21 protein-coding genes are annotated in these 23,783 nt (G+C 70.4%); 2 read left to right on the top strand and 19 right to left on the bottom strand.

The window, feature by feature from the left end:
• Positions 1-18: 18 nt before the first annotated feature.
• The 4 genes from P8A18_RS22845 to P8A18_RS22830 all read right to left on the bottom strand — a co-directional run bounded on the left by P8A18_RS22845 (position 19) and on the right by P8A18_RS22830 (position 3,714).
• Positions 19-1,395 carry an alpha-amylase gene (locus tag P8A18_RS22845; RefSeq protein ID WP_306057152.1) on the bottom strand — a complete coding sequence of 459 codons (1,377 nt, stop codon included), beginning with the start codon at positions 1,393-1,395 and terminating at the stop codon, positions 19-21.
• A gap of 204 nt (positions 1,396-1,599) precedes the next feature.
• A complete protein-coding gene (locus P8A18_RS22840) occupies positions 1,600-1,809 on the bottom strand; it encodes a hypothetical protein (RefSeq protein WP_306057151.1) in 210 nt (69 codons plus the stop codon).
• Between the two features lie 118 nt (positions 1,810-1,927).
• Positions 1,928-2,539 carry a response regulator transcription factor gene (locus tag P8A18_RS22835; protein WP_306057149.1) on the bottom strand — a complete coding sequence of 204 codons (612 nt, stop codon included), beginning with the start codon at positions 2,537-2,539 and terminating at the stop codon, positions 1,928-1,930.
• Positions 2,536-3,714 (bottom strand): sensor histidine kinase, encoded by a 1,179-nt coding sequence (locus P8A18_RS22830; RefSeq protein WP_306057148.1) that lies wholly within the window; start codon positions 3,712-3,714, stop codon positions 2,536-2,538. The genes P8A18_RS22835 and P8A18_RS22830 overlap by 4 nt, the downstream gene beginning before the upstream one ends.
• A 144-nt stretch (positions 3,715-3,858) precedes the next feature.
• Here P8A18_RS22830 and P8A18_RS22825 point away from each other — a divergent pair, with 144 nt between their 5' ends.
• A complete protein-coding gene (locus tag P8A18_RS22825) occupies positions 3,859-5,085 on the top strand; it encodes an RNA-guided endonuclease InsQ/TnpB family protein (protein ID WP_306057146.1) in 1,227 nt (408 codons plus the stop codon).
• Positions 5,086-5,114: 29 nt separating this feature from the next.
• Here P8A18_RS22825 and P8A18_RS22820 read toward each other — a convergent pair whose 3' ends face one another.
• The 6 genes from P8A18_RS22820 to P8A18_RS22795 form a co-directional block, all read right to left on the bottom strand.
• A complete protein-coding gene (locus P8A18_RS22820) occupies positions 5,115-5,855 on the bottom strand; it encodes an ABC transporter permease (RefSeq protein WP_306057145.1) in 741 nt (246 codons plus the stop codon).
• Complete coding sequence (locus tag P8A18_RS22815) at positions 5,852-6,787, bottom strand: ABC transporter ATP-binding protein (protein ID WP_306057143.1); 936 nt, start codon at positions 6,785-6,787, stop codon at positions 5,852-5,854. The genes P8A18_RS22820 and P8A18_RS22815 overlap by 4 nt, the downstream gene beginning before the upstream one ends.
• Before the next feature lie 172 nt (positions 6,788-6,959).
• Positions 6,960-9,146 carry a peptidoglycan binding domain-containing protein gene (locus P8A18_RS22810; protein ID WP_445978198.1) on the bottom strand — a complete coding sequence of 729 codons (2,187 nt, stop codon included), beginning with the start codon at positions 9,144-9,146 and terminating at the stop codon, positions 6,960-6,962.
• 194 nt (positions 9,147-9,340) lie between these two features.
• Positions 9,341-9,760 carry a DUF6113 family protein gene (locus tag P8A18_RS22805; RefSeq protein WP_306057139.1) on the bottom strand — a complete coding sequence of 140 codons (420 nt, stop codon included), beginning with the start codon at positions 9,758-9,760 and terminating at the stop codon, positions 9,341-9,343.
• A complete protein-coding gene (gene mshB, locus P8A18_RS22800; protein WP_306057137.1) occupies positions 9,757-10,662 on the bottom strand; it encodes an N-acetyl-1-D-myo-inositol-2-amino-2-deoxy-alpha-D-glucopyranoside deacetylase in 906 nt (301 codons plus the stop codon). The genes P8A18_RS22805 and mshB overlap by 4 nt, the downstream gene beginning before the upstream one ends.
• Before the next feature lie 63 nt (positions 10,663-10,725).
• Positions 10,726-10,920, bottom strand: a complete 195-nt coding sequence (locus P8A18_RS22795; RefSeq protein ID WP_018100847.1) for a hypothetical protein — start codon at positions 10,918-10,920, stop codon at positions 10,726-10,728.
• A 163-nt stretch (positions 10,921-11,083) separates the two neighbouring features.
• Between P8A18_RS22795 and P8A18_RS22790 the strand changes: the two genes are divergently transcribed.
• The gene (locus P8A18_RS22790; RefSeq protein ID WP_306057133.1) at positions 11,084-13,210 is read left to right on the top strand and encodes a S9 family peptidase; all 2,127 of its coding nucleotides are present in this window, start codon (positions 11,084-11,086) and stop codon (positions 13,208-13,210) included.
• 4 nt (positions 13,211-13,214) lie between these two features.
• Here P8A18_RS22790 and P8A18_RS22785 read toward each other — a convergent pair whose 3' ends face one another.
• From P8A18_RS22785 to P8A18_RS22745, 9 genes are all read right to left on the bottom strand, one after another.
• Entirely contained in the window at positions 13,215-14,300 is a 1,086-nt protein-coding gene (locus P8A18_RS22785; protein WP_306057131.1) for a hypothetical protein, read from the bottom strand.
• Between the two features lie 177 nt (positions 14,301-14,477).
• Positions 14,478-15,764, bottom strand: coding sequence for an ABC transporter ATP-binding protein (locus P8A18_RS22780; protein ID WP_306057129.1), 1,287 nt, complete (start codon positions 15,762-15,764; stop codon positions 14,478-14,480).
• Positions 15,754-16,731, bottom strand: a complete 978-nt coding sequence (locus P8A18_RS22775) for an ABC transporter ATP-binding protein (RefSeq protein WP_018550235.1) — start codon at positions 16,729-16,731, stop codon at positions 15,754-15,756. The genes P8A18_RS22780 and P8A18_RS22775 overlap by 11 nt, the downstream gene beginning before the upstream one ends.
• Before the next feature lie 13 nt (positions 16,732-16,744).
• Positions 16,745-17,716 (bottom strand): ABC transporter permease, encoded by a 972-nt coding sequence (locus tag P8A18_RS22770; RefSeq protein WP_306057126.1) that lies wholly within the window; start codon positions 17,714-17,716, stop codon positions 16,745-16,747.
• Positions 17,709-18,632 (bottom strand): ABC transporter permease, encoded by a 924-nt coding sequence (locus P8A18_RS22765; RefSeq protein WP_018550237.1) that lies wholly within the window; start codon positions 18,630-18,632, stop codon positions 17,709-17,711. Before P8A18_RS22765 ends, P8A18_RS22770 begins: the two co-directional genes overlap by 8 nt.
• A 103-nt stretch (positions 18,633-18,735) precedes the next feature.
• Positions 18,736-20,370 (bottom strand): peptide ABC transporter substrate-binding protein, encoded by a 1,635-nt coding sequence (locus tag P8A18_RS22760; RefSeq protein ID WP_306057123.1) that lies wholly within the window; start codon positions 20,368-20,370, stop codon positions 18,736-18,738.
• Between the two features lie 470 nt (positions 20,371-20,840).
• A complete protein-coding gene (locus P8A18_RS22755; protein ID WP_306057121.1) occupies positions 20,841-21,326 on the bottom strand; it encodes a hypothetical protein in 486 nt (161 codons plus the stop codon).
• A 250-nt stretch (positions 21,327-21,576) separates the two neighbouring features.
• Positions 21,577-22,722, bottom strand: a complete 1,146-nt coding sequence (locus tag P8A18_RS22750) for an ABC transporter ATP-binding protein (RefSeq protein WP_306057119.1) — start codon at positions 22,720-22,722, stop codon at positions 21,577-21,579.
• A complete protein-coding gene (locus P8A18_RS22745) occupies positions 22,715-23,773 on the bottom strand; it encodes an ABC transporter ATP-binding protein (protein WP_306057118.1) in 1,059 nt (352 codons plus the stop codon). Before P8A18_RS22745 ends, P8A18_RS22750 begins: the two co-directional genes overlap by 8 nt.
• Between the last annotated feature and the right edge of the window lie 10 nt (positions 23,774-23,783).

The following is a 23,783-nucleotide window of genomic DNA, read 5'->3' as shown; positions in this document are numbered from 1 at the left end:
GTGCGCCGCGTGCCGGGATCAGCCGTGCAGGGCCAGCGCGCCCTTCGCCGGGACGGTCGCGGTCAGCGTGCCGTCGTCACCGACCTGAACCGTGTTTCCGTCACAGGCGTCCGGGGAAGCCTGCGCCACGTTGCAGTACGTGCCCGCCGGGAGCGAGGTGGAAAACGTCCCGGTCAGCTCGCCCTCCCCGTTGTTGATGGCCACGAACCCCTTGTCGCCCCGGCCGAAGGCGATCGCCGACGAACCGTTGTCCCACCAGTCCGTCAGCTCCGCGCCCTCGGTGGCGTTGTGGAAGCCGACCATGCCGGTGATCGCGGTCCGCGCGTGCGTGCAGGTCCAGCCGTCGCTCCCGCAGGCCGCCGCGCCGCCGTTCGGCGGGCCGGCGTCCTTGTCCGACCACTCGTAGCCGGAGAAGACGTTCGGCGAGCCGTAGGGCGAGGCCAGCATGAAGACGTTGGCCAGGGTGTAGGCCGCGCCGTCCTTGTAGGTCAGCGTGGAACCGTTGCGCTCGGTGTCCCAGTTGTCGACGAACGTACGGGCGCTCCCGCTCGCCAGCTTGCCGTCGGCCACGCCCCGGAGCCCGCTGATGCCGCCGCCCTGGAAGGCGCTCTTGAGGTGGCCGCCGTAGCGGAACTCGTCCACGTCGCCCACGCCCGTGTACTCCTCGGGCTGGACCGCCTCGCCGCCACCGTAGATGACCTCGCCGACCCAGTAGCCCGGGTCGTCCATCTTGCCCTTGATCGCGGCGATGTCGTCGGCGGCCATGTGCTTGGCGGCGTCGATGCGGAAGCCGTCGACGCCCAGGCCCCGCAGGTCGGAGAGGTAGGCGGCGATCGTCGTACGGACGGCGTCGCTGCCGGTGTCCAGGTCGGCCAGGCCGACCAGTTCGCAGTTCTGGACGTCGTCGCGGTCGCCGTAGTCGCTGATGTCCTTGCGGCAGCCGTGGAAGTCCTGGTCCTGGAAGTACCCGGGATAGTCGTACTTCGTGTACGCGGTGCCGCCGGTCCCGGTGCCGGAACCGGACGACATGTGGTTGATGACCGCGTCGGCGATCACCTTCACCCCGGCCGAGTGACAGCTCTCCACCATCGAGGCGAAGGCGTCACGGTCGCCGAGGCGCCCGGCGATCTTGTAGCTGACCGGCTGGTACGAGGTCCACCACTGGTCGCCCTGGATGTGCTCGGAGGCGGGCGAGACCTCCACATACCCGTAGCCTGCCGGGCCCAGGGAGTCCGTACAGGCCTGGGCCACCGCGTCGTACTTCCACTCGAACAGGGTGGCGGTGACGGTCTTCTCGCCCGGCGGGGTGGCCTGGGAGGGCCAGGCGGTGAGCGCGGTGGCCCCGGCGGCTGCGAGCAGCCCGGCCAGCGTCACGCGGAGGGCGCGGGAACTCAATTGCGGCTCCTTCGGTCGCGGGTACGGAAATGGGGTCCGTACCCTGCGGGGGCGGCCACGCGCCTGGCCACCGTGGGGGGAGTTCGGAGCCTGCCGCGATGGCGGTGAGCACGTCAAGAGATGGCGCAAGAAATTCCAGCATGTTTCTGAAATGTTTTGCCGGGAAGGCGAGTTGGCGATACGAGTGCGGTGTCTTCCGCATCGTCACTGGTCACGGCGGTGCACCGCGAGCACCGTCACCGCTCCCGCCACCAGGGCCCACAGGACGTGGACGGTCCACGCGCCCGTCTCCGACCACGGAAAGAGCGCGGGCGCGCCCTTCGGGAACGCCACCTCCGAAAGCCGCTCCCACCCGCTGACGGGCTGCGCGTGCCGGAGAACCGCCGTCAGGTGGCGCTGGTCGCTGAGGATCACGAGGCGGGGCCGGTCTCCCCCGTGCTCACCGGCCGGGGGAGCGCGCCGCGGTCCGTGCCGGGGCCGGCCTCCGGCCGGTGAGCGCGCCGGAGTCCGGCCCCGGCCCGGCGCGCCGGTCCTACAGCCAGCCCTTCTCGCGGGCCATCCGGACGGCCTCCGCGCGGTTGCGGGCGGCCATCTTCTGGATCGCCATGGAGAGGTAGTTGCGGACCGTGCCCTGGGAGAGGTGGAGCGCGGCGGCGATCTCCGCGTTGGTCGAGCCGTCCGCCGCGGTGCGCAGCACCTCGCGCTCCCGCTCGGTCAGCGGACTCGCCCCGTCGGCGAGGGCGGCGGCGGCCAGGGTGGGGTCGATGACGCGTTCCCCGGCGAGCACCTTGCGTACCGCCGCGGCGAGCTGGGCCGCGGGGGCGTCCTTCACCAGGAAGGCGTCCGCGCCGGACTCCATCGCCCGGCGCAGATAGCCGGGCCTGCCGAACGTGGTGACGACGACGACCTTGACGTCCGGGAGGGCGTCGCGCAGCTGGGCGGTGGCCTCGATGCCGGTCATGCCGGGCATCTCGATGTCCAGGAGGGCCACGTCGACGCCGTGTTCCCGGGCCGCCGCGAGGACCTCGTCGCCGCGGGCGACCTGGGCGACCACCTCGATGTCGGGTTCCAGCCCGAGGAGCGCCGCGAGGGCCTCGCGCACCATGGACTGGTCCTCAGCGAGGAGGAGTCTGATCATGCTCATTCCGCGGATCCTAGGCCGGATTCGAACGGAACACTGAGGACCATGGTGAAGCCTTTGCCCGAGCGGGGGTGGGTGGGCCGGGTGGTGAGGGTTCCGTCGACGGTGGCGAGGCGTTCGGCGAGACCGGTGAGGCCGTTGCCGGGCCGGGTGCCGCCGGCGCCGCGGCCGTCGTCGGCGACGGTGAGTTCGAGGACCCGGCCGCCGAGCGTCTGGCGGGGGGCGACGGTGACCGTGCAGCGGTGCGCGCCGCTGTGGCGTACGACGTTGGTGACGGCTTCCCGCAGCCCCCAGGCGAGCACCTCCTCCGGTTCCTCGGGCAGGCCGTCGGGGACGTCGGTGGGGATGTCGGCGGTGACTCCGGCCGCGGCCAGCGCGGTCCGGGCCCCGGCCAGTTCGCCGGGGAGGGTGGGCCTGCGGTAGCCGGTGACTGCGCTGCGTACGTCCACCAGCGCCTGGCGGCTGACCTGTTCGATGTCGGCGACCTGCGCGGCGGCCTGCTCCGGCCGGCCGGGGAGCATCCGCCCGGCCAGCTCGCTCTTGAGGGTGATCAGGGAGAGGGAGTGGCCGAGCAGGTCGTGCAGGTCGCGGGCGAGGCGGAGGCGTTCCTCGTTGGCGGCGAGCTGGGCGACGGTGGCGCGGGCCTCGCGCAGCTCGATCGTGGTGCGGATCATCTGCCGGACGCCGGCCATCGCGAAGCCGCCGAGCAGCGCCGGGAAGGCCAGCGCGCTGATGACCTCCCTGGGGTGTCCGCCGGCCGCGCCGATGCCGATCAGGACGGCGGTCACGAGCGGGATCAGCCAGCGGGCGGCCGCGAGGGGCAGGGTGGCCCCGACGGAGACCGAGACGTAGACGAACAGCACCAGCCAGGGGGTGCCCAGCGTCAGCGACAGCACGACGGCCAGGACCCCGAGGAAGGCGAGCGCGGAACGGACCCGCAGGGGGTCGAGCGCCTTCGAGGTGTGGCGGTAGACCAGGAGCAGATAGCTGCCGACGAACACCAGCAGGCCGAACGTGCCCAGCGCCGTCGCCCACGCGGTGTGGTGGGCGTCCACGAGGTCCTTCACCGGGGCGCTCATGAAGGCGAGCCAGATCCCGATCCACAGGGCCTTGAGCCGCATCTGCTTGCGCCGCTCCGGCGGACTGCCGATACCCACCGACGTCTCGTCCTCGTTCACCTTGTTTCTCCCGGAACGCCCCACCCTTCAGAGCGGGGAGGAGTGGGTCCTCGCCGCTGAGCCGCGAAGCGGTGCATTTCTCTGCGCATCTGTGTTGACCTGCGCTCTCTTCCGTTGTCAGTGGGGGCTGTTAGGTTGCCGATCATGACGACGACAGCAGTGACCGAGCAGGGGTCCGGGCATGCCCGGTACACCTTCCGGCTCCGTATGTCCTCGACCGCCCTGGCCGGTCTTGAGGCCGAGTGGGCGCGCTGTCGGTGGGTGTGGAACGAGTGCGTGGCCATGTCCCGCAAGGTCCACGCCGCGAACCGGGGCGCCGCGAAGAAGGTCACGTGTGGTCCGGCGCAGCTCGACAGGATACTGACCGAGGCCCGGCAGTCGATGGCATGGCTGCGTGAGGGTGCGAGCGTTCCGCAGCAGCAGATCATCCGGGACTTCGCGAAGTCCCGCACGAAGGCGTTGAAGGACATCAAGGCCGGTCTGCCGATGTGGCAGCGCGCCGGGATGCCCCGTGCCAAGCGCAGGCGTGACGCACTGCCCACGCTGAACTACACCCGGCGCGGATTCCGGATCAAGGACGGGCGCCTGCACCTGGCCGGCGGGATGGTGCTGTCGGTGGTGTGGTCCCGTGACCTTCCGTCCGCACCGTCGTCGGTCCGGGTGTACCGGGACCGCCTCGGACACTGGTACTGCTCGTTCGTCGTCGCCACCGAGACCGTGCCGCTGCCCGCCACCGGCCGGGCGATCGGCGTCGACTGGGGTGTGAAGGAGGTCGCGACCACCACCTCCGACAGACACGACCTCCCGCACGCCCAGCACGGCAGGTCGGCCGCGCACCAGCTTGCCCGCTACCAGCGGATGATGGCACGCAGGAAGACGCCGAAGAACCGGCCTGACACCGCCGGATACCGCAAGGCCCGCACGGCCGTGGCAAAGCTGCACAAGAAGACCGCCCGGCAGCGGACCGACACCGCACGCAAATGGGCAAGGACCGTCGTCCGTGACTTCGACCAACTCGCCGTGGAAGACTTCCGCCCGAAGTTCCTCGCGAAGACCACCATGGCCCGCAAGGCCGCGGACGCCGCGATCGGCGCCACCAAGACAGCGCTGATCGAGCAGGCCCGCAAGCACGGCAGAACCGTGCACCTGGTCCACCCCGCGCACACCACCATGGACTGCGCACGGTGCGGAGCGAGAACCAAGCACGCACTCCCCCTCTCCGAACGAACGTACACGTGCACCGCATGCGGAACCTCGTCCCCCAGGGACAAGAACTCCGCCCATGTGATGCTCGTCCGGGCTGGTCTCAACCCGGCTGGTGCTGATCTCGTAAGCCCTGCCCCCTGCCAGAGGTCAGGCGAAGTGAGCTAGGAATCCCCTCCCGCCGGGGAGGGGAGGTTTCAAGCCTTCAAGGTGTCCTTCCGGTAGAGCCAGGCCGCGCCGCCCGCGAAGAGCAGGAAGTAGACGCAGAGGACGGCGATGTCCCTGGCGTGCGGCGCGCCGCCCATTTCGACGGCCTGGCCGAGTGCAGCGTACGCGTGTGTGGGAAGCCACTCGGAGATGTTCTGGAGCCACTGCGGGAAGGTCGCGCTCGGCATCCACAGGCCGCCGAGGATCGAGAGGCCGAAGTAGATGATCATCGTGACCGGGCGGACCGCGTCACCGCTGGTGAGGTAGCCGATGGCGACGCCGAGCGCGGCGAAGACGAGCGAGCCGGCCCAGATGACGCCGGTCAGCGCGAGCCACTGCCACAGGTCGAAGCGGACGTGTTTGGCCGCCGCCGCGACGAGGAAGACGACGACGATGCAGGGCAGCGTCACCATGGCGGCGCTCGCGATCTTCGCCAGGACGTAGCCGCGGCCGGGCAGCGCGGTCAGCCTCAGCTGGCGCACCCAGCCCTTCTCGCGCTCCTTCGCGATGCGTTCGCTGTTGCCCATCAGGACGGCGGTCAGCGCGCCGAAGGAGGCCATGGAGACCATGAAGAAGGCCTGGAGCGTCAGATCGGTGCCCGGCACCGTGTCGGTGGTGTTCTGAGTGCCGGAGATCAGCAGGTAGATCACCGACGGGTAGATGACCGAGAAGAACATGAACTTCTTGTTCCGCAGGGTGCGGGTCACTTCGAGCTTGATGAGCGTGTTCATACGGTCCTGGCCTCCTCGGCCTCGGTGATGGCGACGAAGGCCTGTTCCAGGCCGAGTCCGGCGACTTCCAGCTCGCGCGGGTAGAGGCCGAGCCCGTAGACGGCGTGCACGGTCGCGTCCGCGTTGTGCGACTGGATGCGCACCCGCCGGCCGCTGATGTCGAGCGTGGCGAGGAACGGCAGTGCGCGCAGGGCCGCTTCGTCGACCGCGCCCTCCAGTTCGAAGGAGATCCGGCGGGCCCCCGCCTTCGCCTTGATCTCGGCGGCGGTGCCGTCGGCGAGGAGGCGGCCCTTGTGCAGGACCAGGACGCGGTCGGCGATCGCGTCGGCCTCTTCGAGGTAGTGGGTGGCGAACAGGACGGTACGACCCTGCTCGGCCTGCTCGCGCATGGTGGCCCAGAACGCCTGGCGGGCGGTCACATCCATGCCGGTGGTCGGTTCGTCGAGCACAATCAGGTCGTTGGCGCCCGCGGTGGCGAGGGCGAACCGTACGCGCTGTTCCTGGCCGCCGGAGAGCTTGTTGACCATGCGGCCGGCGATCGACGCGACGCCGGCCCGGGCCAGCACCTCGCTCACCGGGTAGGGGTGCGGGTGCAGATCGCAGACCAGCCGGACCAGTTCCTCGACGGTGACGTCCTCCATCAGGCCGCCGCTCTGGAGCATGGCGCCGACCCGGCCGGCCGCGATGGCCTCCTGCGGGGACGTGCCGAAGAGGCGGACGCTGCCGGAGTCCGCGGTGCGCAGGCCGAGGAGGAGGTCGAGGGTGGAGGACTTCCCGGCGCCGTTGGGGCCGAGCAGCGCGACGGTCTCGCCAGGGTGCAGGTCGAGGGTGAGTCCGTCGACGGCGCGTACGTCTCCGTAGGCCTTGGTGACCTGGTCGAAGCTGACCACGGCGGTCCTCGCCGCGGTCGTTTCGGTGGCTGTCGTTGTCATGCGTCCAGCCTGGCGGACCGGGGGGTGCGCCCGGCAGGGTCACGGGTCGTGGATACGGGATGACAGATGTCATGGCTCACGGATGACGGGGCGGGCGCGCGGACCGGCCCGGGAACGCCGCCGCCCCCGGCCGGAGGTCCGGCCGGGGGCGGCGACAGGTGGTGCGGGCGGGTCAGCCCTTGCCGTCGAGGTCGATGGTGACGGTCCGCTCGGCCTCGGTCTTGCCGAGCAGCGCGCCCTTCATGGCGGTGGCCACGTCGTCCGCGCCGAGCTGGTGCTTCTTGCCGTCGCTCTTGGTGATCATGACGCCGTCGAAGACGCCGCCGCAGAGCCGTTCGATGGCCTTCTTGTCGTAGAAGTCGACGAGCTTGCCGTCGACCGCCTTCATCGACAGGATCTGCGGCAGCGACTTGGCCGGGCCGAACGGGATCTGCCTCCCGCCCGCCTTGATGACGACCAGGCCGGACATCGCGGGCTCGGCGAACTCCTTCATCGCCCGGTCCAGTTCGGCCTGGGTGATGGTGGGCTGCTTGGTGACGACGGGCAGCTCGACGGTGTTCGTACGGCCGGTCTCGACCTGGGCGCGGTAGGCGTCCCGGACGGAGACGACCGACTTGTTCACGTCGAGCGCCTGGCCGGCCTTGCCGGGTACGGCGACGGCCTTGCCGGGCTCGAACTTGATCGTCCCGTCCTGCGCGGTGCCCGAGACACCGGCCAGGTCCTGGAGCGCGACGGCGAGCTTCTCCTGGTCCACCGGGAACACCGGCTCGACGGTCCGCTCGCCGCCGAAGAGCGAACCGATGACGGAGACGGGGTTGTAGTCGGCGCCCGCGGCGGAGCGCACGGTCGCCTGGCTGTCCAGGGCGAGCCCGGCCTTGTCCGGCGCGAGCTGCGTCTTCTTGCCGTCGACGCTCAGCTGGAGCGGGGCCGCGGCGCGCTTGGCGAGCGCGGCGTCCAGCTTCTCGACGCCCTGCTCCTTCGTGCCGCCGCCGATGTCGACACCGAGCACGGTGGTGCCCTTGGGCACGTCCGAGTGGTTCATCAGCAGCCCGGCGCCGTACGCGACACCCAGCAGGCAGACGGCCGCCACGGCGAGCAGCACCAGCTTGGAGCGGCCCTTCTTGGCGGGGGCCTGCTGCTTCGGGGCGGTCCGGGCCGCGGGGGCCGGCGGCTTCGGGGCGAAGCCGTCCTGCCCGGCGGGTCCGGTGCCCATCGGGTCGGCCGGGGCCCCGGCACCGTCACCGCCCGGGAACGGCGAGGGGTTGTGCCGGTCGCCGGGCACGACGGGGATGCCGCTGTTCAGCGTGTCACCCGAGACGTTGCCGCCGGGGGGCTGCGCGAACTGCGGGGTCAGCACGGCCGTGTCGTCGGACATCCGCGGCGGCACCGCTCCGGGGACGCCGGGGACGCCGGGCGCCTGCGCGCCGGGGCCCGGCGGGAACGGTCCGGGGCCGTCGAGGTTCGGGGTGAGCGCCGAGCTGCCGGCTGCCGGGCCCGTGGTGGGACCGGACGGGCCGGGGGTGCGGACCCCGAGGTTCGGCGTGGGGCGCGTGCCGTCGCCGGGCGCACCCGGGCCGGCCGGGACGTCGCGCTGCGGGCCGTCCGAGAAGTACGGCAGGTCGGTGCGCGGGCCCGAGGGCGGGGTCACCCGGCCCGGCAGCTGGCCGCCCGGCCGAGCACCGGGGCCACCCGGACCGGTGGGAGCACCGGGGCCGCCCGGACCCGTCGGGGCACCGGGACCACCGGGGACGCTGGGACCACCGGCACCGGGGCCGCCGGGGCCGCCGGCAACACCGGGTCCACCGGAAGCGTCCGGGCCGCCCGGGGTGCCGGGGCCGGTGGCGGGGAAGCCCGCGCCGTCCGTGCCGCCGGGCTGCCCGTCCGTGGACGGCTTGGCGCCCGCCGGCGCCTTGCGCGGGGCGAACCAGTCGCTGCCGCTCTTCTCCCTGGCCGGCTTCTCGGGCGCGGGTTCGGCCGCCGGGGCGGACTCCTCGCGGGCCTGGGGCGCCGGTGGCTGGGGCGTCTGCCGGGCGCCGCCCTGCGCCGGGGCACCCGGGCGCGGGGTCTCGCCGGTCCGCTCGCCGCCGCCCTCGGCGTCGCTCATGGGCGTACGCATGACAACCGGCGGGATGGGACGCGATCCGGGGATGTTGATCCGGATACGCGTCGTCAGGGTCGTCTCGGTCTTCGGCTCTTCGGACCGTCCGGGATCAGTGGATTCCGGGGTCTCCTCCGGAGCGTCCTGCGACGGGTGCGGCGACGGATACTGGCGGGATCCGTACGGCGGCGTACCCGAGGGGTACGCGGCTCCTCCGCGACCCTGGGGCCCGGAGGACGAACTGTCAGTTTCACGACTCAAAGCAGGTTCTCCCGATTGGCTCCGCCGCCCGTACTTCCCCCGTGCCGCAGCTCGGGCGCGCGAACCACCTTACTGGCCGCCGCCGACAGACACCCCGCGACCGGGGGAAACGACGGCGCACCCCCCGGACGGACAGGGGGCATTACGGGATCGGACGTGGCACATTACTTGGCAGGTCGGCCGCAGTCGGCCCGCTACCGGGGCGTGCGCGGCAAGGTGGCACAGATCACAGCGATGGCCATTCCGCCCAGCATGAAGAGCGCGAGGCCCAGCGCGTCACCGAAGACATAGTCGCCTTCGGGCCGCCCGCCGAGCAGAAAAATGACCGAAATCAGCCAGCCCGCGGCCGGCACCATGGCGCCCGACTGGGTGCCGGTCAGGGTGCGCCCGCCGAAGAAGAGACCGGCCGCCGCCGCCAGGGCGAGGACCAGTCCGCCGGGGAACCAGGCGGGTTGGACCAGCGCCCCGGCGATGCCGACGAGGATGCCGACGACCAGGAGACCGAACAGGGCGGCGATCCTGCCGAGGTGGAGAGGAGCGGCCATACCGGTGGCCGGAATGTCCCGCTTCGGCGCTTCCGTCCGGCCGGCCCGCGCCCTGCTGCTGCCGCTCATCGTCCGGCTCCCGTCACACCCGCGAAGAGATCGTGTTCGAGCTCGGCCGTCGGAGCGCCCGCCGGGCCCGGTTCACCCGTGACCAACTCGTAGTACTCGACGGTGAAAAGAGGCTGGCCCAGGTCGTTCGAGAGGGCGAAGTAGGGCTCCTGGACGGCGATCTGGGTGGCGTGCGCCCGCATCGCGGCGGCCTTCGCCCCCTCGTACCCGGCGCCGTCGACGAGGGTGGTGACGAAGGCGTCGTTCACCACACCCGGCACGTCCTCGATCGCGGCGATCCCCCCGAACGCGTCGGGGGCGTCCGCCCGCAGGGCCGCGAACGCCTTCTCGGCGACCGAGCGGGGCACCCGGTTCCAGTAGACCTTGGCGACGGTGTGCGGGGCGGAGCCGGGGCGGTGGGCGGCGTCGGCGGCCAGTTGTGCGGCGCGGGTGGCGACCCGGTGGGCCTGGATGTGGTCGGGGTGGCCGTAGCCCCCGTCCGGGTCGTACGTCACCAGGACCTGGGGGCGCACCTCGCGGATCACGTCCACGAGGTGTCCGGCGGCCTCGTCCAGGTCGGCCGACCAGAAGGCGCCGGGGCGGTGGTTCTGCTCGGTGCCCATCATCCCGGAGTCCCGGTAGCGGCCGGGGCCGCCGAGGAAGCGGTGGTCGGTGACGCCCAGCGCCCTCATCGCCGCCGCGAGTTCGCCGCGGCGGTGGGGGCCGAGGGTGTCGTCCCGGTCCGCCGCGAGATGGGCGAGCGCGGGCGGGATGACCTCGCCCTCCTCGCCGAGTGTGCAGGTCACCAGCGTGACCAGGGCGCCTTCGGCCGCGTACCTGGCCATGGTGGCGCCGTTGTTGATCGACTCGTCGTCCGGGTGCGCGTGCACCAGGAGCAGCCGCCGGGCGGGAAGGTCCGTCATGGGGACCACCCTACGAGCCGGCGGCTCCGCCGGCCGAAGGCGGCCGGGGGCGGGGCGGTGGCGTCAGAACTTGATGCCCCCGATCATGCCGGCCACATTCGTGGTCAGCTCGGAGATGGTGGGCGCGATGGACGAACTGGCGAGATAGAAACCGAGCAGCGCGCAGACGACCGCATGTCCCCCCTTCAGTCCGGATTTCCGGATCAGCAGGAAGACGATGATCGCCAGCAGCACCACCGCCGAAATCGAGAGCGCCACGGCGGTTCACCTCCATCTGTACGGTCGGGACGGGCAGCACGCATGGAGCCAGCAGGTTCATACCCACCGAGCGCTACGGATCATAACTATCCGTGGCAACGCATTGATCGGGGCACAGCAGCACGAGGGGCGCACGGACGGGAGCGGCCGATAGGTTCGGCGCATGACTTCGCCAGAGATCAGCTTCCCGCTCCAGTTCGCCCGGACGATGAGATTCACCCTCGGGGCACCTCGCGCGTTCACGGTTTCACCCGACGGTGGACGCGTGGTCTATCTCCGCTCGGGTTCCGGCACGGACCGCTCGAACCGGCTCTGGGTGCTGGACCTGGCCGGGGGCGCGGCCCCGCGCGAGCGGCTGGTGGCCGATCCCGCGGCGCTGCTGGGCGGTTCGACGGAGCGCCTGTCGGCCCAGGAGCGCGCCCGCCGGGAGCGCAGCCGCGAGGGGTCGTCGGGGATCGTGGGCTACGCGGTGGACGGGGCGGCCGAGTTGGCCGCGTTCGCCCTCTCGGGGAAGGTGTACGTCGCCGATCTGGTCTCCGGTACGGCGCGCGCGCTGCCCGTGCCGGGTCCGGTGATCGACCCGCGCCCCTCCCCGGACGGGCGACACGTCGCGTATGTGTCCAAGGGGGCGCTGCGCGTCGTGGGTGCCTCCGGCGAGGAGGACAGGGCGCTCGCGGAGCCGGATGACGCCCATGTCACGTACGGGCTGGCGGAATTCGTCGCGGCCGAGGAGATGGGGCGCTCACGGGGCTTCTGGTGGTCGCCGGAGTCGGACCGGCTGCTCGTCGCCCGGGTCGACGACAGCCCGGTGCGGCGGTGGTGGATCGCCGACCCCGCGCACCCCGACCGCCGGCCCGCCGAGGTCGCCTACCCGGCGGCCGGTACGCCCAACGCGGTGGTGGGGCTCCATGTGATGGGCCTGGACGGCAAGCGCACCGAAGTGGTCTGGGACCGGGCCCGGTTCCCGTACCTGGCACGGGTGCACTGGTCGTCGCACGGGGCGCCGCTGCTGCTCGTGCAGGCCCGGGACCAGCAGAGCCAGCTGTGCCTCGCGGTGGACCCGGAGACCGGGGCGACCCGGACGGTGCACGCGGACGAGGACCCGGTGTGGCTCGAGCTGTTCCCCGGGGTGCCCGCGTGGGCGCCGGACGGGCGGCTGGTGCGGATCGCGGACGAGGGCGGGGCCCGGGTCCTGGCGGTGGGCGACCGGCCGCTGACCGGGGCGCAGCTGCACATCCAGTCGGTGCTGGACATCGGGGAATCGGACGTCCTGGTGGCGGCGTCGGCGGGCGAGGAGGCGGCCGCGCCGGAGACCGGCGAGAGCCATGTGTACCGGGTCAACGAGCTGGGTGTCGAGCGGGTCTCCGAGGGCGTGGGCGTGCACACCGCGGTCCGCTCCGGCCGGGTGACGGTGCTGGTCTCGGCGTCGCCGGAGCGGCCGGGGACGGTGGCGCGGGTGCTGCGCGACGGCGAGGAGATCGCGACGGTCGCGAGCCACGCGGAGCGCCCGGTCCTCGCCGCCCGGCCGGTTCTCACCGAAGGGGGCGCACGGCGGATTCCGTGCGCCGTGCTGCTCCCCACCGGGTACTCGGAATCGGATGGTCCGCTTCCGGTTCTGATGGACCCGTACGGCGGGCCGCACGGCCGGCGGGTCCTCGCCGCCCACAATCCGCACCTGACCTCGCAGTGGTTCGCGGACCAGGGCTTCGCCGTGGTCGTCGCGGACGGGCGGGGCACCCCGGGCCGCTCACCGGCCTGGGAGAAGGCGGTCAAGGACAACCTGGCACTCACCCTGGACGACCAGGTGGAGGCCCTCCAGGGGCTCGCCGGGCGCTTCCCGCTGGACCTGGGCCGGGTGGGCATCCGGGGCTGGTCCTACGGCGGCTTCCTGGCCGGCATGGCGGTGCTGCGGCGCCCCGACGTCTTCCACGCGGCGGTCGTCGGCGCCCCGGTGACGGACCTGAGGCTCTACGACACGCACTACACCGAGCGCTACCTCGGCGACCCGGCGAAGCAGCCGGAGGTGTACACGGACAACTCGCTGCTCGGCGACGAGGGGCTGTCGCACGCCGCCGAGCAGGTCCGGCCGATGATGATCGTCCACGGCCTGGCGGACGACAACGTGGTCGTCGCCCACACCCTGCGGCTGTCCTCGGCACTGCTCGCCGCCGGCCGGCCGCACGAGGTGCTGCCGCTGAGCGGGGTGACGCACATGACCCCGCAGGAGAAGGTCGCCGAGAACCTGCTGCTGCTCCAGGTGGACTTCCTGAAGCGGTCGTTGGGGCTCTGAGCCGCTACCAGCCGGGCGGCGGCTGCGAGGGCGGCGGGGGCGGGCCGAAGCCGCCGCCGCCCTGCGGGTAGCCGTAGCCGGGGGCCGGCGGCTGCCCGGGGTACGGGGGCTCCGCCGGTCCGGGCCGGGGCTCCGGACCCCACCCCGTCCCGCCGTACCAGGGGTCATCGCCCGGCCCCTGCCCGCCCGGCACATCGGCCAGGCCCCGCGGGGCGAGGGTGATCAGCACGACCACGGCGGCGAACGCCTCGAAGATCCAGCTGGCCAGCGTGAGCTGCGTCTCGACCGGCAGCGAACCGAAGTCGTCGAGCATGTCGTAGTGCGCGATCAGGACCACCCCCATCACCCCGCCGGGCAGCAGCAGCGCACCGGCCACCAGGCCGAACGGACGGGCGTGCCGGGCCCGTGCCACGGCGCCGATCCCCGCGTACACGCACAGCAGGGCCGGCACGGCGTTGGCCCAGCCCGGTGGCGGTCCGGTCAGCTGGTGCCCCATCAGGTCACTGCCGACGTACCAGTCGGGGAAGATGTCCGGAGTCCGCACGACCTGGCGGATCTCCCAGGCGATCTGCACCGCCCCGGCCGCGCACAGCACCAGGAACGCCACCACCGCCGCACCCGGCCCCGGCCTGGCCGGCGGCTGCTCGTACGAGCCGGCCGGGGGCCTGCGGCCCGCCCCGGCCGTGATGATCATCGCGGCGCCCGCCGCGAGGGCCACGAACGCGGAGATCAGCGCCCGCGAGCGCAGGTCGTCGGAGTACGAGATCTCCATCCGGCCGTTGTCGATGGTCCAGAGCCCGGGAAGCCGGACGCCGATCGTGACCACCCCGGCGACGACGAGCGCGGGGGCGGCGACCGCGGTGCGCAGCGCCGCCACGGCGACGGCCACGTACAGCACGAACAGGACGACGTCCATGGCCGAGGTCGCGGGCACGGCGTGCGGGCGGGCATCGTAGAACCCCACCCAGTAGCGCCACAGCTGGCCGAATTCCGCCGCCCTGGCGTCCCGTACCAGCCAGCTCGCGACGATCACCGCGAGCACGCCGGAGAGGACGGCACCGGTGACTCTTGCTCCGCGGGTAAGTATCACCCTCGCGATACTTCCGTGCGCCGGGTCCGCCGACAAGAGGGCCTGCCCCGGCGGCCGGTACGGCGACCGGCCGGGGGCGTGACACCCACCGGCCGGCCCACGGCACCCGCACGGCCGTACGACGTCCATGGTGCCGGGTCCGTATATCGGGCGGGTTGCCCGCGTGTTAACGCCCGGTCAGCTCACCCGGCTGCTTCCGGAGGCCGGCGGCGGGCCGTCCTCGGGCCCGCCGGGCGCCTCCGGGGCCGGAGCCCCGGAGACCGGGGCCCCGGGCGCTGCCGGGGCGTCCTGGCCCCGCCCGTCGTCGCCCCGCGCGGTCTCCTGCACCGGCTCCAGCGTGCCCTCCGGCGGCACCACCCGCTTCTCCTCCGCGAAGTGGCAGGCCGAGTCGTGCCGGGCCGGGCTGTCCGCGTCCCGGAAGGCGGCCGGGACGGCGAGCAGCGGCACCTCCAGTTCGCACCGCTCCTGCGCCTTCCAGCAGCGGGTGCGGAAGCGGCAGCCGGACGGCGGGTTGGCCGGGGACGGCACGTCGCCGTGCAGGATGATCCGCTCCCGGTATTCGCGCGCCGCGGGGTCCGGCACCGGCACGGCGGAGAGCAGGGCCTGTGTGTAGGGGTGCGTGGGGTGGTCGTAGATCTCCGCGTCCGTGCCGATCTCGATGAAGCGGCCGAGGTACATGACGCCGACCCGGTCGGAGATGTGCCGCACGATGGACAGGTCGTGGGCGATGAAGACGTAGCTCAGGTTGAACTCCGCCTGGAGCCGGTCCAGCAGGTTGACGACCTGCGCCTGGACGGAGACGTCGAGGGCGGAGACCGGTTCGTCCGCCACGATGATCTCCGGGTTGAGCGCGAGGCCGCGGGCGATGCCGATGCGCTGGCGCTGGCCGCCGGAGAACTGGTGCGGGTAGCGGTTGATGTACTCCGGGTTCAGGCCCACCACGTCCAGCAGGTCCTGCACCTTGCGCCGCCGGTCGCCCTTCGGGGCCACCTCGGGGTGGATCTCGTACGGCTCCCCGATGATGTCGCCCACCGTCATCCGCGGGTTGAGCGAGGTGTACGGGTCCTGGAAGACCATCTGGATGTTGCGGCGCACGGCCTTCAGCGCGCGGCCGGACAGCTTGGTGACGTCCTCGCCCTTGTACCGGATGGAGCCGGCCGTCGGCTGCTCCAGGTGCACCAGCAGCCGGGCGACCGTCGACTTGCCGCAGCCGGACTCCCCCACCACGCCGAGCGTCTCGCCGGCCCCGAGGTCGAAGGAGACCCCGTCGACCGCCTTGACGGCACCGACCTGCTTCTTGATCACGATGCCCTGGGTCAGCGGGTAGTGCTTGACGAGGTCGCGCACCTCAAGGATCGGTTCACGGCCCGCGTACGCGCTCTGCTGCCGCGATTTGGCCAGGAGGTTGCGCGCCACCTCGCCCTCCTGGCGCGCGACCCTGCGCCCCGAGTGGTCAGCGTGCATCGAGCGTCTCCTTCCAGAAGTGGCAGGCGCTCTGTCGGTGCTCGGCCACGTCGTACAGCGGCGGCACGTCGGTGCGGCAGACGTCCTGGGCCATCGGGCAGCGCGGGTTGAAGGCGCAGCCGGGCGGGATGTGCAGCAGGTTCGGGGGCAGGCCCTTGATCGCGTACAGCTCCTGGCCCTTCTGGTCCAGGCGCGGGATCGAGGCCAGCAGGCCCTTGGTGTACGGGTGCGCGGGTGCCTTGTAGATGTCGTGCACGGGCGAGGTCTCGACGATCCGGCCCGCGTACATCACCGCGATCTTGTCGGCGACGTCCGCGACGACCCCGAGGTCGTGGGTGATGAGGATCAGGCCCATGTTCAGTTCGCGCTGGAGTTCCGCGAGGAGGTCCATGACCTGGGCCTGGACGGTGACGTCGAGGGCGGTGGTGGGCTCGTCGGCGATGATCAGGGAGGGTTCCAGGGCCAGCGCCATGGCGATCATGATGCGCTGGCGCATGCCGCCGGAGAACTGGTGCGGATAGTTGCCGACCCGCTCCTTGGCCGCCGGGATGCGTACCCGGTCCATCAGCTCGACCGCCTTGGCCTTCGCCTCCTTGCGGGACATCCCGCGGTGCACGACGTACATCTCGCCGAGCTGCTCGCCCACGGTCAGGACCGGGTTGAGGGAGGACAGCGCGTCCTGGAAGATCATGGCCATCTCCTGGCCGCGGATCTTCCGGCGCTCCTCCCTCTTCATCTTCAGCAGGTCGCGGTCCTTGAAGAGGATCTCGCCGCCGCTGATCTTCCCCGGGGGCATGTCGAGGATGCCCATGACCGCCTGCGCGGTGACCGACTTGCCGGAGCCCGATTCGCCGAGCACGGCGAGCGTCTCGCCCTCGGCCACCGAGTAGTTGACCCCGTTGACGGCCCTGACGATCCCGTCCCGGGTGTGGAACTCCACGTGCAGATCGCGCACTTCGAGCAACATGGCAGCGGACTCCTCAGCGCAGCTTGGGGTCGAGGGCGTCGCGCACCGCGTCGCCGAGCATGATGAAGGCGAGCACCGTGACGGCCAGGGCTCCCGCGGGCCACAGGAGCATGTGCGGGGCGTTGCGGATGTACTGGGAAGCGGCGGAGATGTCGATGCCCCAGGAGACGGCGGGCGGCTTCAGGCCGACGCCGAGGAACGACAGGGTGGCTTCCAGGGAGATGTACGTGCCGAGCGCGATGGTCGCGACGACGATGACCGGGGCGACGGCGTTCGGCGCGATGTGGCGCAGCATCATGCGCCCGTTGGACGCTCCCAGGGCCCGTGCGGCCTGGACGTAGTCGTTGTGCTTGGCGGTGATGACGGAGCCGCGGGCGATGCGGGCGATCTGCGGCCAGCCGAGGAGCACGATGAAGCCGATCACCGGCCAGACGGTGGAGCTGGTCACCACGGAGAGGAAGACCAGGCCGCCGAGGACGACGGGGATGCCGAAGAAGACGTCGGTGAGGCGGGAGAGGATCGCGTCCCACCAGCCGCCGAAGAAGCCCGCGAGGCCGCCGAGGACGCTGCCGATGAGGGAGACGCCGAGGGTCGAGCAGATGCCGACGGTCACGGAGTTGCGGGCGCCGTAGACGACCCGGGTGTAGACGTCGCAGCCCTGGCCGTCGTAGCCGAAGGGGTGGCCGGGCTGGGAGCTCTCCTGGGCCTTGCCGAGGTCGCAGTCGAGCGGGTCGCCGGAGGCGATGAGCTGCGGCCAGATGGAGATGACGACCAGGAACAGGATGATCAGGGCGGAGATGATGAAGACGGGGTTGCGGCGCAGGTCGCGCCAGGCGTCGGACCACAGGCTCTGCGGCTTGGAGTCGGGTCCCGTTCCGTCCGGGCCGGGGGCCTTCTCCAGGCTGTCGCCCTCCGCGAGCGCGAGGTCCGTCGGTCCGCCGGCTCCGGCCGCCGAGATCGCCTCGTCCGGTGTCTGCTCAGGCATAGCGGATCCTCGGGTCGAGTACGGCGTAGAGCAGGTCCACGATCAGGTTGGCGGCCAGGAAGACGAGGACCAGGACGGTGACGAAGCCGACGACGGTCTGCGAGTTCTGGCGCAGGATGCCCTGGTAGAGCTGGTAGCCGACGCCGTGGATGTTGAAGATCCGCTCGGTGACGATCGCCCCGCCCATCAGGGCGCCCACGTCCGTACCGATGAAGGTGACGACGGGGATCAGCGAGTTGCGCAGCAGGTGCCGGATGATCACGCGGCGTCTGGGCAGCCCCTTGGCGGTGGCGGTACGGACGTAGTCGGCGCGGGTGTTCTCGGCGATCGAGGTCCGGGTGAGCCGGGTGACGTACGCCAGGGAGACGGAGGCGACCACGAGGCCCGGGATGATCAGCTCGTCGAGCGGGGCGTCGGTGGAGACGGACGGTTTGATGACGCCCCACTGGACGCCGAGCAGCAGCTGGAGGAGCAGACCGGTGACGAAGGTCGGGATCGAGATGACGATCAGCGTCAGGATCAGCACGGTGGTGTCGACGGGGCGGCCGCGGCGCAGCCCGGTGACGACGCCGAGGGTGATGCCGATGACGATCTCGAAGACGATCGCGACGAGGGTGAGGCGGATGGTGATGGGGAAGGCGGTGCCCATCAGCTCGGTGACCTTCTGCCCGTTGAACGCGGTGCCGAAGTCTCCGGTGAAGACGTTGCCCATGTAGGTGAGGTATTGCTGCCAGACCGGCTTGTCGAGGCCGAATTCCGAGCGGAGTTGGGCGGCGGTCGCCGGGTCGCACTGGCGGTCGCCGCAGAGACCCGCGATGGGGTCACCCATCACGTTCACCATGAGGAAGATCAACAGCGTGGTGCCGAAGAAGACCGGGATCATCTGCAGCAGCCGCCGGATCACATAACGTCCCATGAAGGGCTCCGGAGGTCGCGGGGACGGAGGCTGAGGGGTCGCGGGGGGACGGAGAGGCCGGGCGGCCGGTGCGTCGCCGCACAGGTCACCCGGCCGGGGCCCGCTACTTGACCTTGATCTGCTCGTACACCGGGACGCTGAACTGGTTCAGCGAGACGTTGGTGACGTTCTCCGAGTAGCCGGCGCTGCCGTTCTGGTACCAGAGCGGGATGACCGGCATCTGCTGGACCATGACCTTCTCGGCGTCCTGGAAGGTCGAGACGGCCTTGGCCTTGTCGGATTCGGCGTTGGCCTTGTTGACGAGGTCGTCGAACTGCTTGTTGTTCCACTTGCCGTCGTTGGACGAGGCGTTGGTGTAGTACACCGGCTGGAGGAAGTTCTGGATGAGCGGGTAGTCCATCTGCCAGCCCGCGCGCCAGGCGCCGGTCAGCTTCTGCTGGGAGACCTGGCTGCGGAAGTCGGCGAAGGTGCCGACGGGGGCGCCGACGCAGGCCCGGTTGTTGCCCATGACCTTGTTGATGCTGTTGCAGACGGCGTCGACCCACTCCTTGTGGGAGCCGGTGTCCGCGTTGTACGAGATCTTGAGCTGGCCGCCGGGGATGCCGCCGCCGTCCTCGATCATCTTCTTGGCCTCGGCGGCGTTGTACGTGCACTCCTTGCCGCAGAGGCCCTTCTTGAAGCCGCCCTCCTCGCCGAGGACCGGGGAGGTCCAGTCGGAGGCGGGGGTGCGGGTCTTCTGGAAGATCTGGCTGGTGATCTGGTCGCGGTTGATCGCCATCGACAGGCCCTGGCGGACCTTGATGCCGCCGGGGGTGTCCCACTTCTTGTCGTAGAAGGGGAACGCCAGGGTCTGGATGATGCCGGCCGGGGTGTTGATGTAGCGGTCGCCGAGGTCCGCCTTGACGTTCTTGAGCTGGGAGGCGGGCACGTCGTCCACGAGATCGAGGTTGCCTGCCGTCAGGTCGGTGTAGGCGGTGTTGTTGTCGGTGTAGACCTTGAGGTCGATGCCGCCGTTCTCCGCCTTGTCGTCCCCGGGGTAGTCGTCCCACTTGCGCAGGCTCATCGAGGAGCCCTTGGTGTACTTGTCGATGGTGTACGGGCCGTTGCCGATCGGCCTGGAGACCCAGGCGGCGTGGTCGGTGTAGAAGGCCTTCGGGAGCGGGGCGAAGGCCGGGTAGCCGAGGGTGTCGGGCCACAGCGAGAACTTCTGCGTCAGCTTGACGGTGAAGGTCTTGTCGTCCACCTGCTTGAGGCCGGAGAGCTTGGTGGCACTGGCCTTGCCGGTCTCGGGGTGGACCTTGTCGTAGCCGTCGATGTAGCCGAAGAAGTAGGCGTTCTTCTGGTTGTTCTTCAGCAGGGCGCCGTAGTTCCAGGCGTCCACGAAGGACTTGGCGGTGATCTTCTCGCCGTTGCTGAAGGTCCAGCCGTCCTTCACGGTGATGGTGAAGTTCTGGTTGTCCTTGGTCTCGATCTTCTCGGCGAGCATGTTCGTGGCCTCGCCGGTCTTCGGGTCGTACTTCTTCAGACCCCGGAAGATCATGTCGAGCACCTTGCCGCCCTGCACCTCGTTGGTGTTGGCCGGCTCCAGCGGGTTCTGCGGGTCACCCCAGGACGAGCTCACGATCCCGTCGGCGCCACCTCCACCACCGCCGCCGCTGTCGCCCCCGCCGCAGGCCGTCGCCGCCAGGGCGACGGCCGCCGCACATGCGGCCCACTTGACGTGTGTGGCTCCGCGCATGGAGTGCCTCCTCGTAGTGCTCCGTCTCAGGTGAGGTCAAATATCACCCTCCATCCGTACTTATGCACTCGTACTGCGTCCGGATGTGTCAGACATGCACCTGAAGGACGGACCGCTACGACGCCCTGGCTAGCAAGAAGGCCCTACCAGTAGTCGGGGACAAACTCAGTCTGCTCAAGCATGGCGACAGCCTTCCGACTGCTGGCCGGGCAACCAGGCATGGCCTCCATGCCCCCGTCGATTTCACTACTTCCTCGCGAACAGGGACCGGAGAAGATCAAGTCGGCGCAACAGTTCTCTGCGGCCTCTCAGCCGCCGTCGCAGACTCTCTACGAACACGCCCAGGCAGAAGGCCCGGATGAGGAAACCTCACCCGGGCGATCTGTACATGCTGCAAGAACTGCTGGAACCTCCAGCCGGCTAAGGGCTGTCCCGCAATTCCTGGCGGGACAACCCTTAGACCAGACGAGTCACGCGTTACTGGCGTCGCTGACCCTAAACGGAAAGCCCTGCCCGTTGCACTTGGAATAGGCCTTGGTGCTCGACTCATAAAGGCACGTTTCGGCCTCCAGGGTACTGTCCTCCGCGAAGTCCTTATTGCACTTGGCCCAGGACGGCGAACCATGGTTGTTTATGCAGACACCTTGGCGAATCAGCTTCCCGTTGCGCATATTCCACCACTTCACCGCTACCGACTTGCCATCCGCAAGGCCATCCAGAAGCCACCACACATCGCCGTAGGACTGGAATGCCGACATCTCATTTCCACCAACACCCGCGGCTCCCTGGTACCACCAGCCACTGCTCGTGTAGTTCGGGTTGGCCGACGTCTTGACCGCGTAGTCAGTTTCGAATGTGACCGCAGAAGCCTGCGGGGCAATGGCAAAATTCACCCCGAGGCAGATCGCGATGGACGACATGAAGCCGATTGCAGAACGAGCCTTCATTTTCAACACTCCCTATTCCTCGATACTCGCGAACCACACTCCGGCTCGACCCACCGAGGCATGATCCTCTTGCCGAGGCGCCAATTAACGTTCGCCCTTCGTTCGCCGACCCTAGTCTCCAATGGTTCTACCGGGCCGGTTGGTGTAGGAATAATTGAGCGGACTTCAAGGACCTCAACACAAACCGGCACGGGATTGGTGGGAAAGAAGAGGCGCCCCGGAACCGATCGGTTCCGGGGCGCCTTCGCTCGCGCGCGGCTCACGAGGCCGCGTGCACCACGTCCTTCTCCGCCGCGAAGTGGCACGCCGACTCGTGGGCGGCCGGCGTCTTCGAGGCCTTGAAGCGCTCGGGGACGGCCAGCAGCGGCACGTCGGTGGCGCACTTGTCCTGGGCCTTCCAGCAGCGGGTGCGGAAGCGGCAGCCCGACGGGGGGCTGGCCGGGGAGGGGACGTCACCGGTGAGGATGATCCGCTCGCGGCCCTCGCGGGCCTCCGGGTCGGGCACCGGGACCGCCGACAGCAGCGCCTGGGTGTAGGGGTGCGTCGGGTGGTCGTAGATCGCGGTGTCCGTACCGATCTCGGCCATCTTGCCGAGGTACATGACGCCGACCCGGTCCGAGATGTGCCGGACGATGGACAGGTCGTGCGCGATGAAGAGGTAGGAGAGGTTGAACTCGTCCTGGAGCTTCTCCATCAGGTTGATGACCTGCGCCTGCACCGACACGTCGAGCGCGGAGACCGGCTCGTCGCAGATGATGATCTCCGGGTTGAGCGCGAGGCCGCGGGCGATGCCGATGCGCTGGCGCTGGCCGCCGGAGAACTGGTGCGGGTAGCGGTTGATGTACTCCGGGTTCAGGCCCACCACGTCCAGCAGGTCCTGGACCCTGCGCCGCCGGTCGCCCTTGGGGGCCACCTCGGGGTGGATCTCGTACGTCTCGCCGATGATGTCGCCCACCGTCATACGGGGGTTGAGCGAGGTGTACGGGTCCTGGAAGACCATCTGGATGTTGCGGCGCACGGCCTTCAGCGCGCGGCCGGACAGCTTGGTGATGTCCTGGCCCTTGTAGAAGACCTCGCCGGCGGTGGCCCGCTCCAGCGTCATCAGGAGCTTGGCGACGGTGGACTTGCCACAGCCGGACTCGCCCACGATGCCCAGCGTCTCGCCCGCGTACAGGTCGAACGAGATGCCGTCCACGGCCTTGACCGCGCCGACCTGCTTCTTGAACAGGATGCCCTGGGTCAGCGGGAAGTGCTTGACCAGGTTGCGCACCTGGAGGATCGGCTCCCCCTGCGACACGGGCGCGTCGATGGCGGCTACGGCGTCCGCCTCGGTGGCCGCGTCGACGGTCTCGACGTCGGAGACGTTGGGGGTGGCGTCCACCGGCTTCTTCTCGATGTCAGCCATGGATCGTCTCCTTCCAGAAGTGACAGGCGCTGCGGCGGCCGGCCAGCTCGGTGCCGTCCTGCTCGGTCACCGGGTGGAGGGCCGGCATGTCCGAACGGCAGATGTCCTGAGCCATGGTGCAGCGCGGGTTGAAGGCGCAGCCCGTCGGCACCTGCAGCAGGTTGGGCGGCAGGCCCTTGATCGCGAAGAGTTCCTGGCCCTTCTGGTCCAGGCGCGGGATCGAGGCCAGCAGACCCTTGGTGTACGGGTGCGCGGGGCGCTTGTAGATCTCGTGCACCGGGGCGGTCTCGACGATCCGGCCCGCGTACATCACCGCGATCTTGTCGGCGACGTCCGCGACGACCCCGAGGTCGTGCGTGATCAGGATCAGGCCCATGTTGTACTCGCGCTGGAGCTCCGCGAGCAGGTCCATGACCTGGGCCTGGACGGTCACGTCGAGCGCGGTGGTCGGCTCGTCCGCGATGATCAGGTCCGGCTCCAGGGCCAGCGCCATGGCGATCATGATGCGCTGGCGCATACCGCCGGAGAACTGGTGCGGGTAGTCCGAGACCCGGGCCGCGGCGGCCGGGATCTTCACCTGGTCCATCAGCTCGATGGCCTTGGCGCGGGCGTCCTTCTTGGACAGGCCCTGGTGGACCCGGAACATCTCGCCGAGCTGGTAGCCGACGGTGAGGACCGGATTCAGCGAGGACAGCGCGTCCTGGAAGATCATGGCGATCTTCTGGCCGCGGATCTGCCGGCGCTCCTCGTAGGACATCTTGAGCATGTCCTGGCCGCGGAAGAGGATCTCGCCCTGCGGGATCTTGCCGGGCGGCATGTCGAGGATGCCCATGATGGCCTGCGCCGTCACGGACTTGCCGGAGCCGGACTCACCGAGGACGGCGAGGGTCTCACCGGCGTCCACGCTGTAGTTGACGCCGTTGACCGCCTTGGCCACACCGTCGCGGGTGTGGAACTCCACGTGCAGGTCACGGACTTCGAGCAGGGGACCGACGTGGTCGTCACCCCGGCGTGCGGACGGGACTTCGGCGGTCTTGTTGATGGTGGCCACGTTCGCCCTC

This window comes from Streptomyces sp. Mut1 (assembly GCF_030719295.1).
In the GTDB taxonomy this organism is placed as follows: Bacteria; Actinomycetota; Actinomycetes; order Streptomycetales; family Streptomycetaceae; genus Streptomyces; species Streptomyces castrisilvae.
This window is presented reverse-complemented; position numbering and strand designations above follow the sequence as displayed.

What these genes read in the sequence shown, in the direction of transcription:
- P8A18_RS22805 (WP_306057139.1), bottom strand. Translation starts at nt 9,760, where the DNA reads ATGAGCGGCAGCAGCAGGGCGCGGGCCGGCCGGACGGAAGCGCCGAAG.
- P8A18_RS22820 (WP_306057145.1), bottom strand. Translation starts at nt 5,855, where the DNA reads ATGAACACGCTCATCAAGCTCGAAGTGACCCGCACCCTGCGGAACAAG.
- P8A18_RS22770 (WP_306057126.1), bottom strand. Translation starts at nt 17,716, where the DNA reads ATGCCTGAGCAGACACCGGACGAGGCGATCTCGGCGGCCGGAGCCGGC.
- P8A18_RS22775 (WP_018550235.1), bottom strand. Translation starts at nt 16,731, where the DNA reads ATGTTGCTCGAAGTGCGCGATCTGCACGTGGAGTTCCACACCCGGGAC.
- P8A18_RS22835 (WP_306057149.1), bottom strand. Translation starts at nt 2,539, where the DNA reads ATGAGCATGATCAGACTCCTCCTCGCTGAGGACCAGTCCATGGTGCGC.
- mshB (WP_306057137.1), bottom strand. Translation starts at nt 10,662, where the DNA reads ATGACGGACCTTCCCGCCCGGCGGCTGCTCCTGGTGCACGCGCACCCG.
- P8A18_RS22750 (WP_306057119.1), bottom strand. Translation starts at nt 22,722, where the DNA reads ATGGCTGACATCGAGAAGAAGCCGGTGGACGCCACCCCCAACGTCTCC.
- P8A18_RS22825 (WP_306057146.1), top strand. Translation starts at nt 3,859, where the DNA reads ATGACGACGACAGCAGTGACCGAGCAGGGGTCCGGGCATGCCCGGTAC.
- P8A18_RS22760 (WP_306057123.1), bottom strand. Translation starts at nt 20,370, where the DNA reads ATGCGCGGAGCCACACACGTCAAGTGGGCCGCATGTGCGGCGGCCGTC.
- P8A18_RS22790 (WP_306057133.1), top strand. Translation starts at nt 11,084, where the DNA reads ATGACTTCGCCAGAGATCAGCTTCCCGCTCCAGTTCGCCCGGACGATG.
- P8A18_RS22815 (WP_306057143.1), bottom strand. Translation starts at nt 6,787, where the DNA reads ATGACAACGACAGCCACCGAAACGACCGCGGCGAGGACCGCCGTGGTC.
- P8A18_RS22780 (WP_306057129.1), bottom strand. Translation starts at nt 15,764, where the DNA reads ATGCACGCTGACCACTCGGGGCGCAGGGTCGCGCGCCAGGAGGGCGAG.
- P8A18_RS22765 (WP_018550237.1), bottom strand. Translation starts at nt 18,632, where the DNA reads ATGGGACGTTATGTGATCCGGCGGCTGCTGCAGATGATCCCGGTCTTC.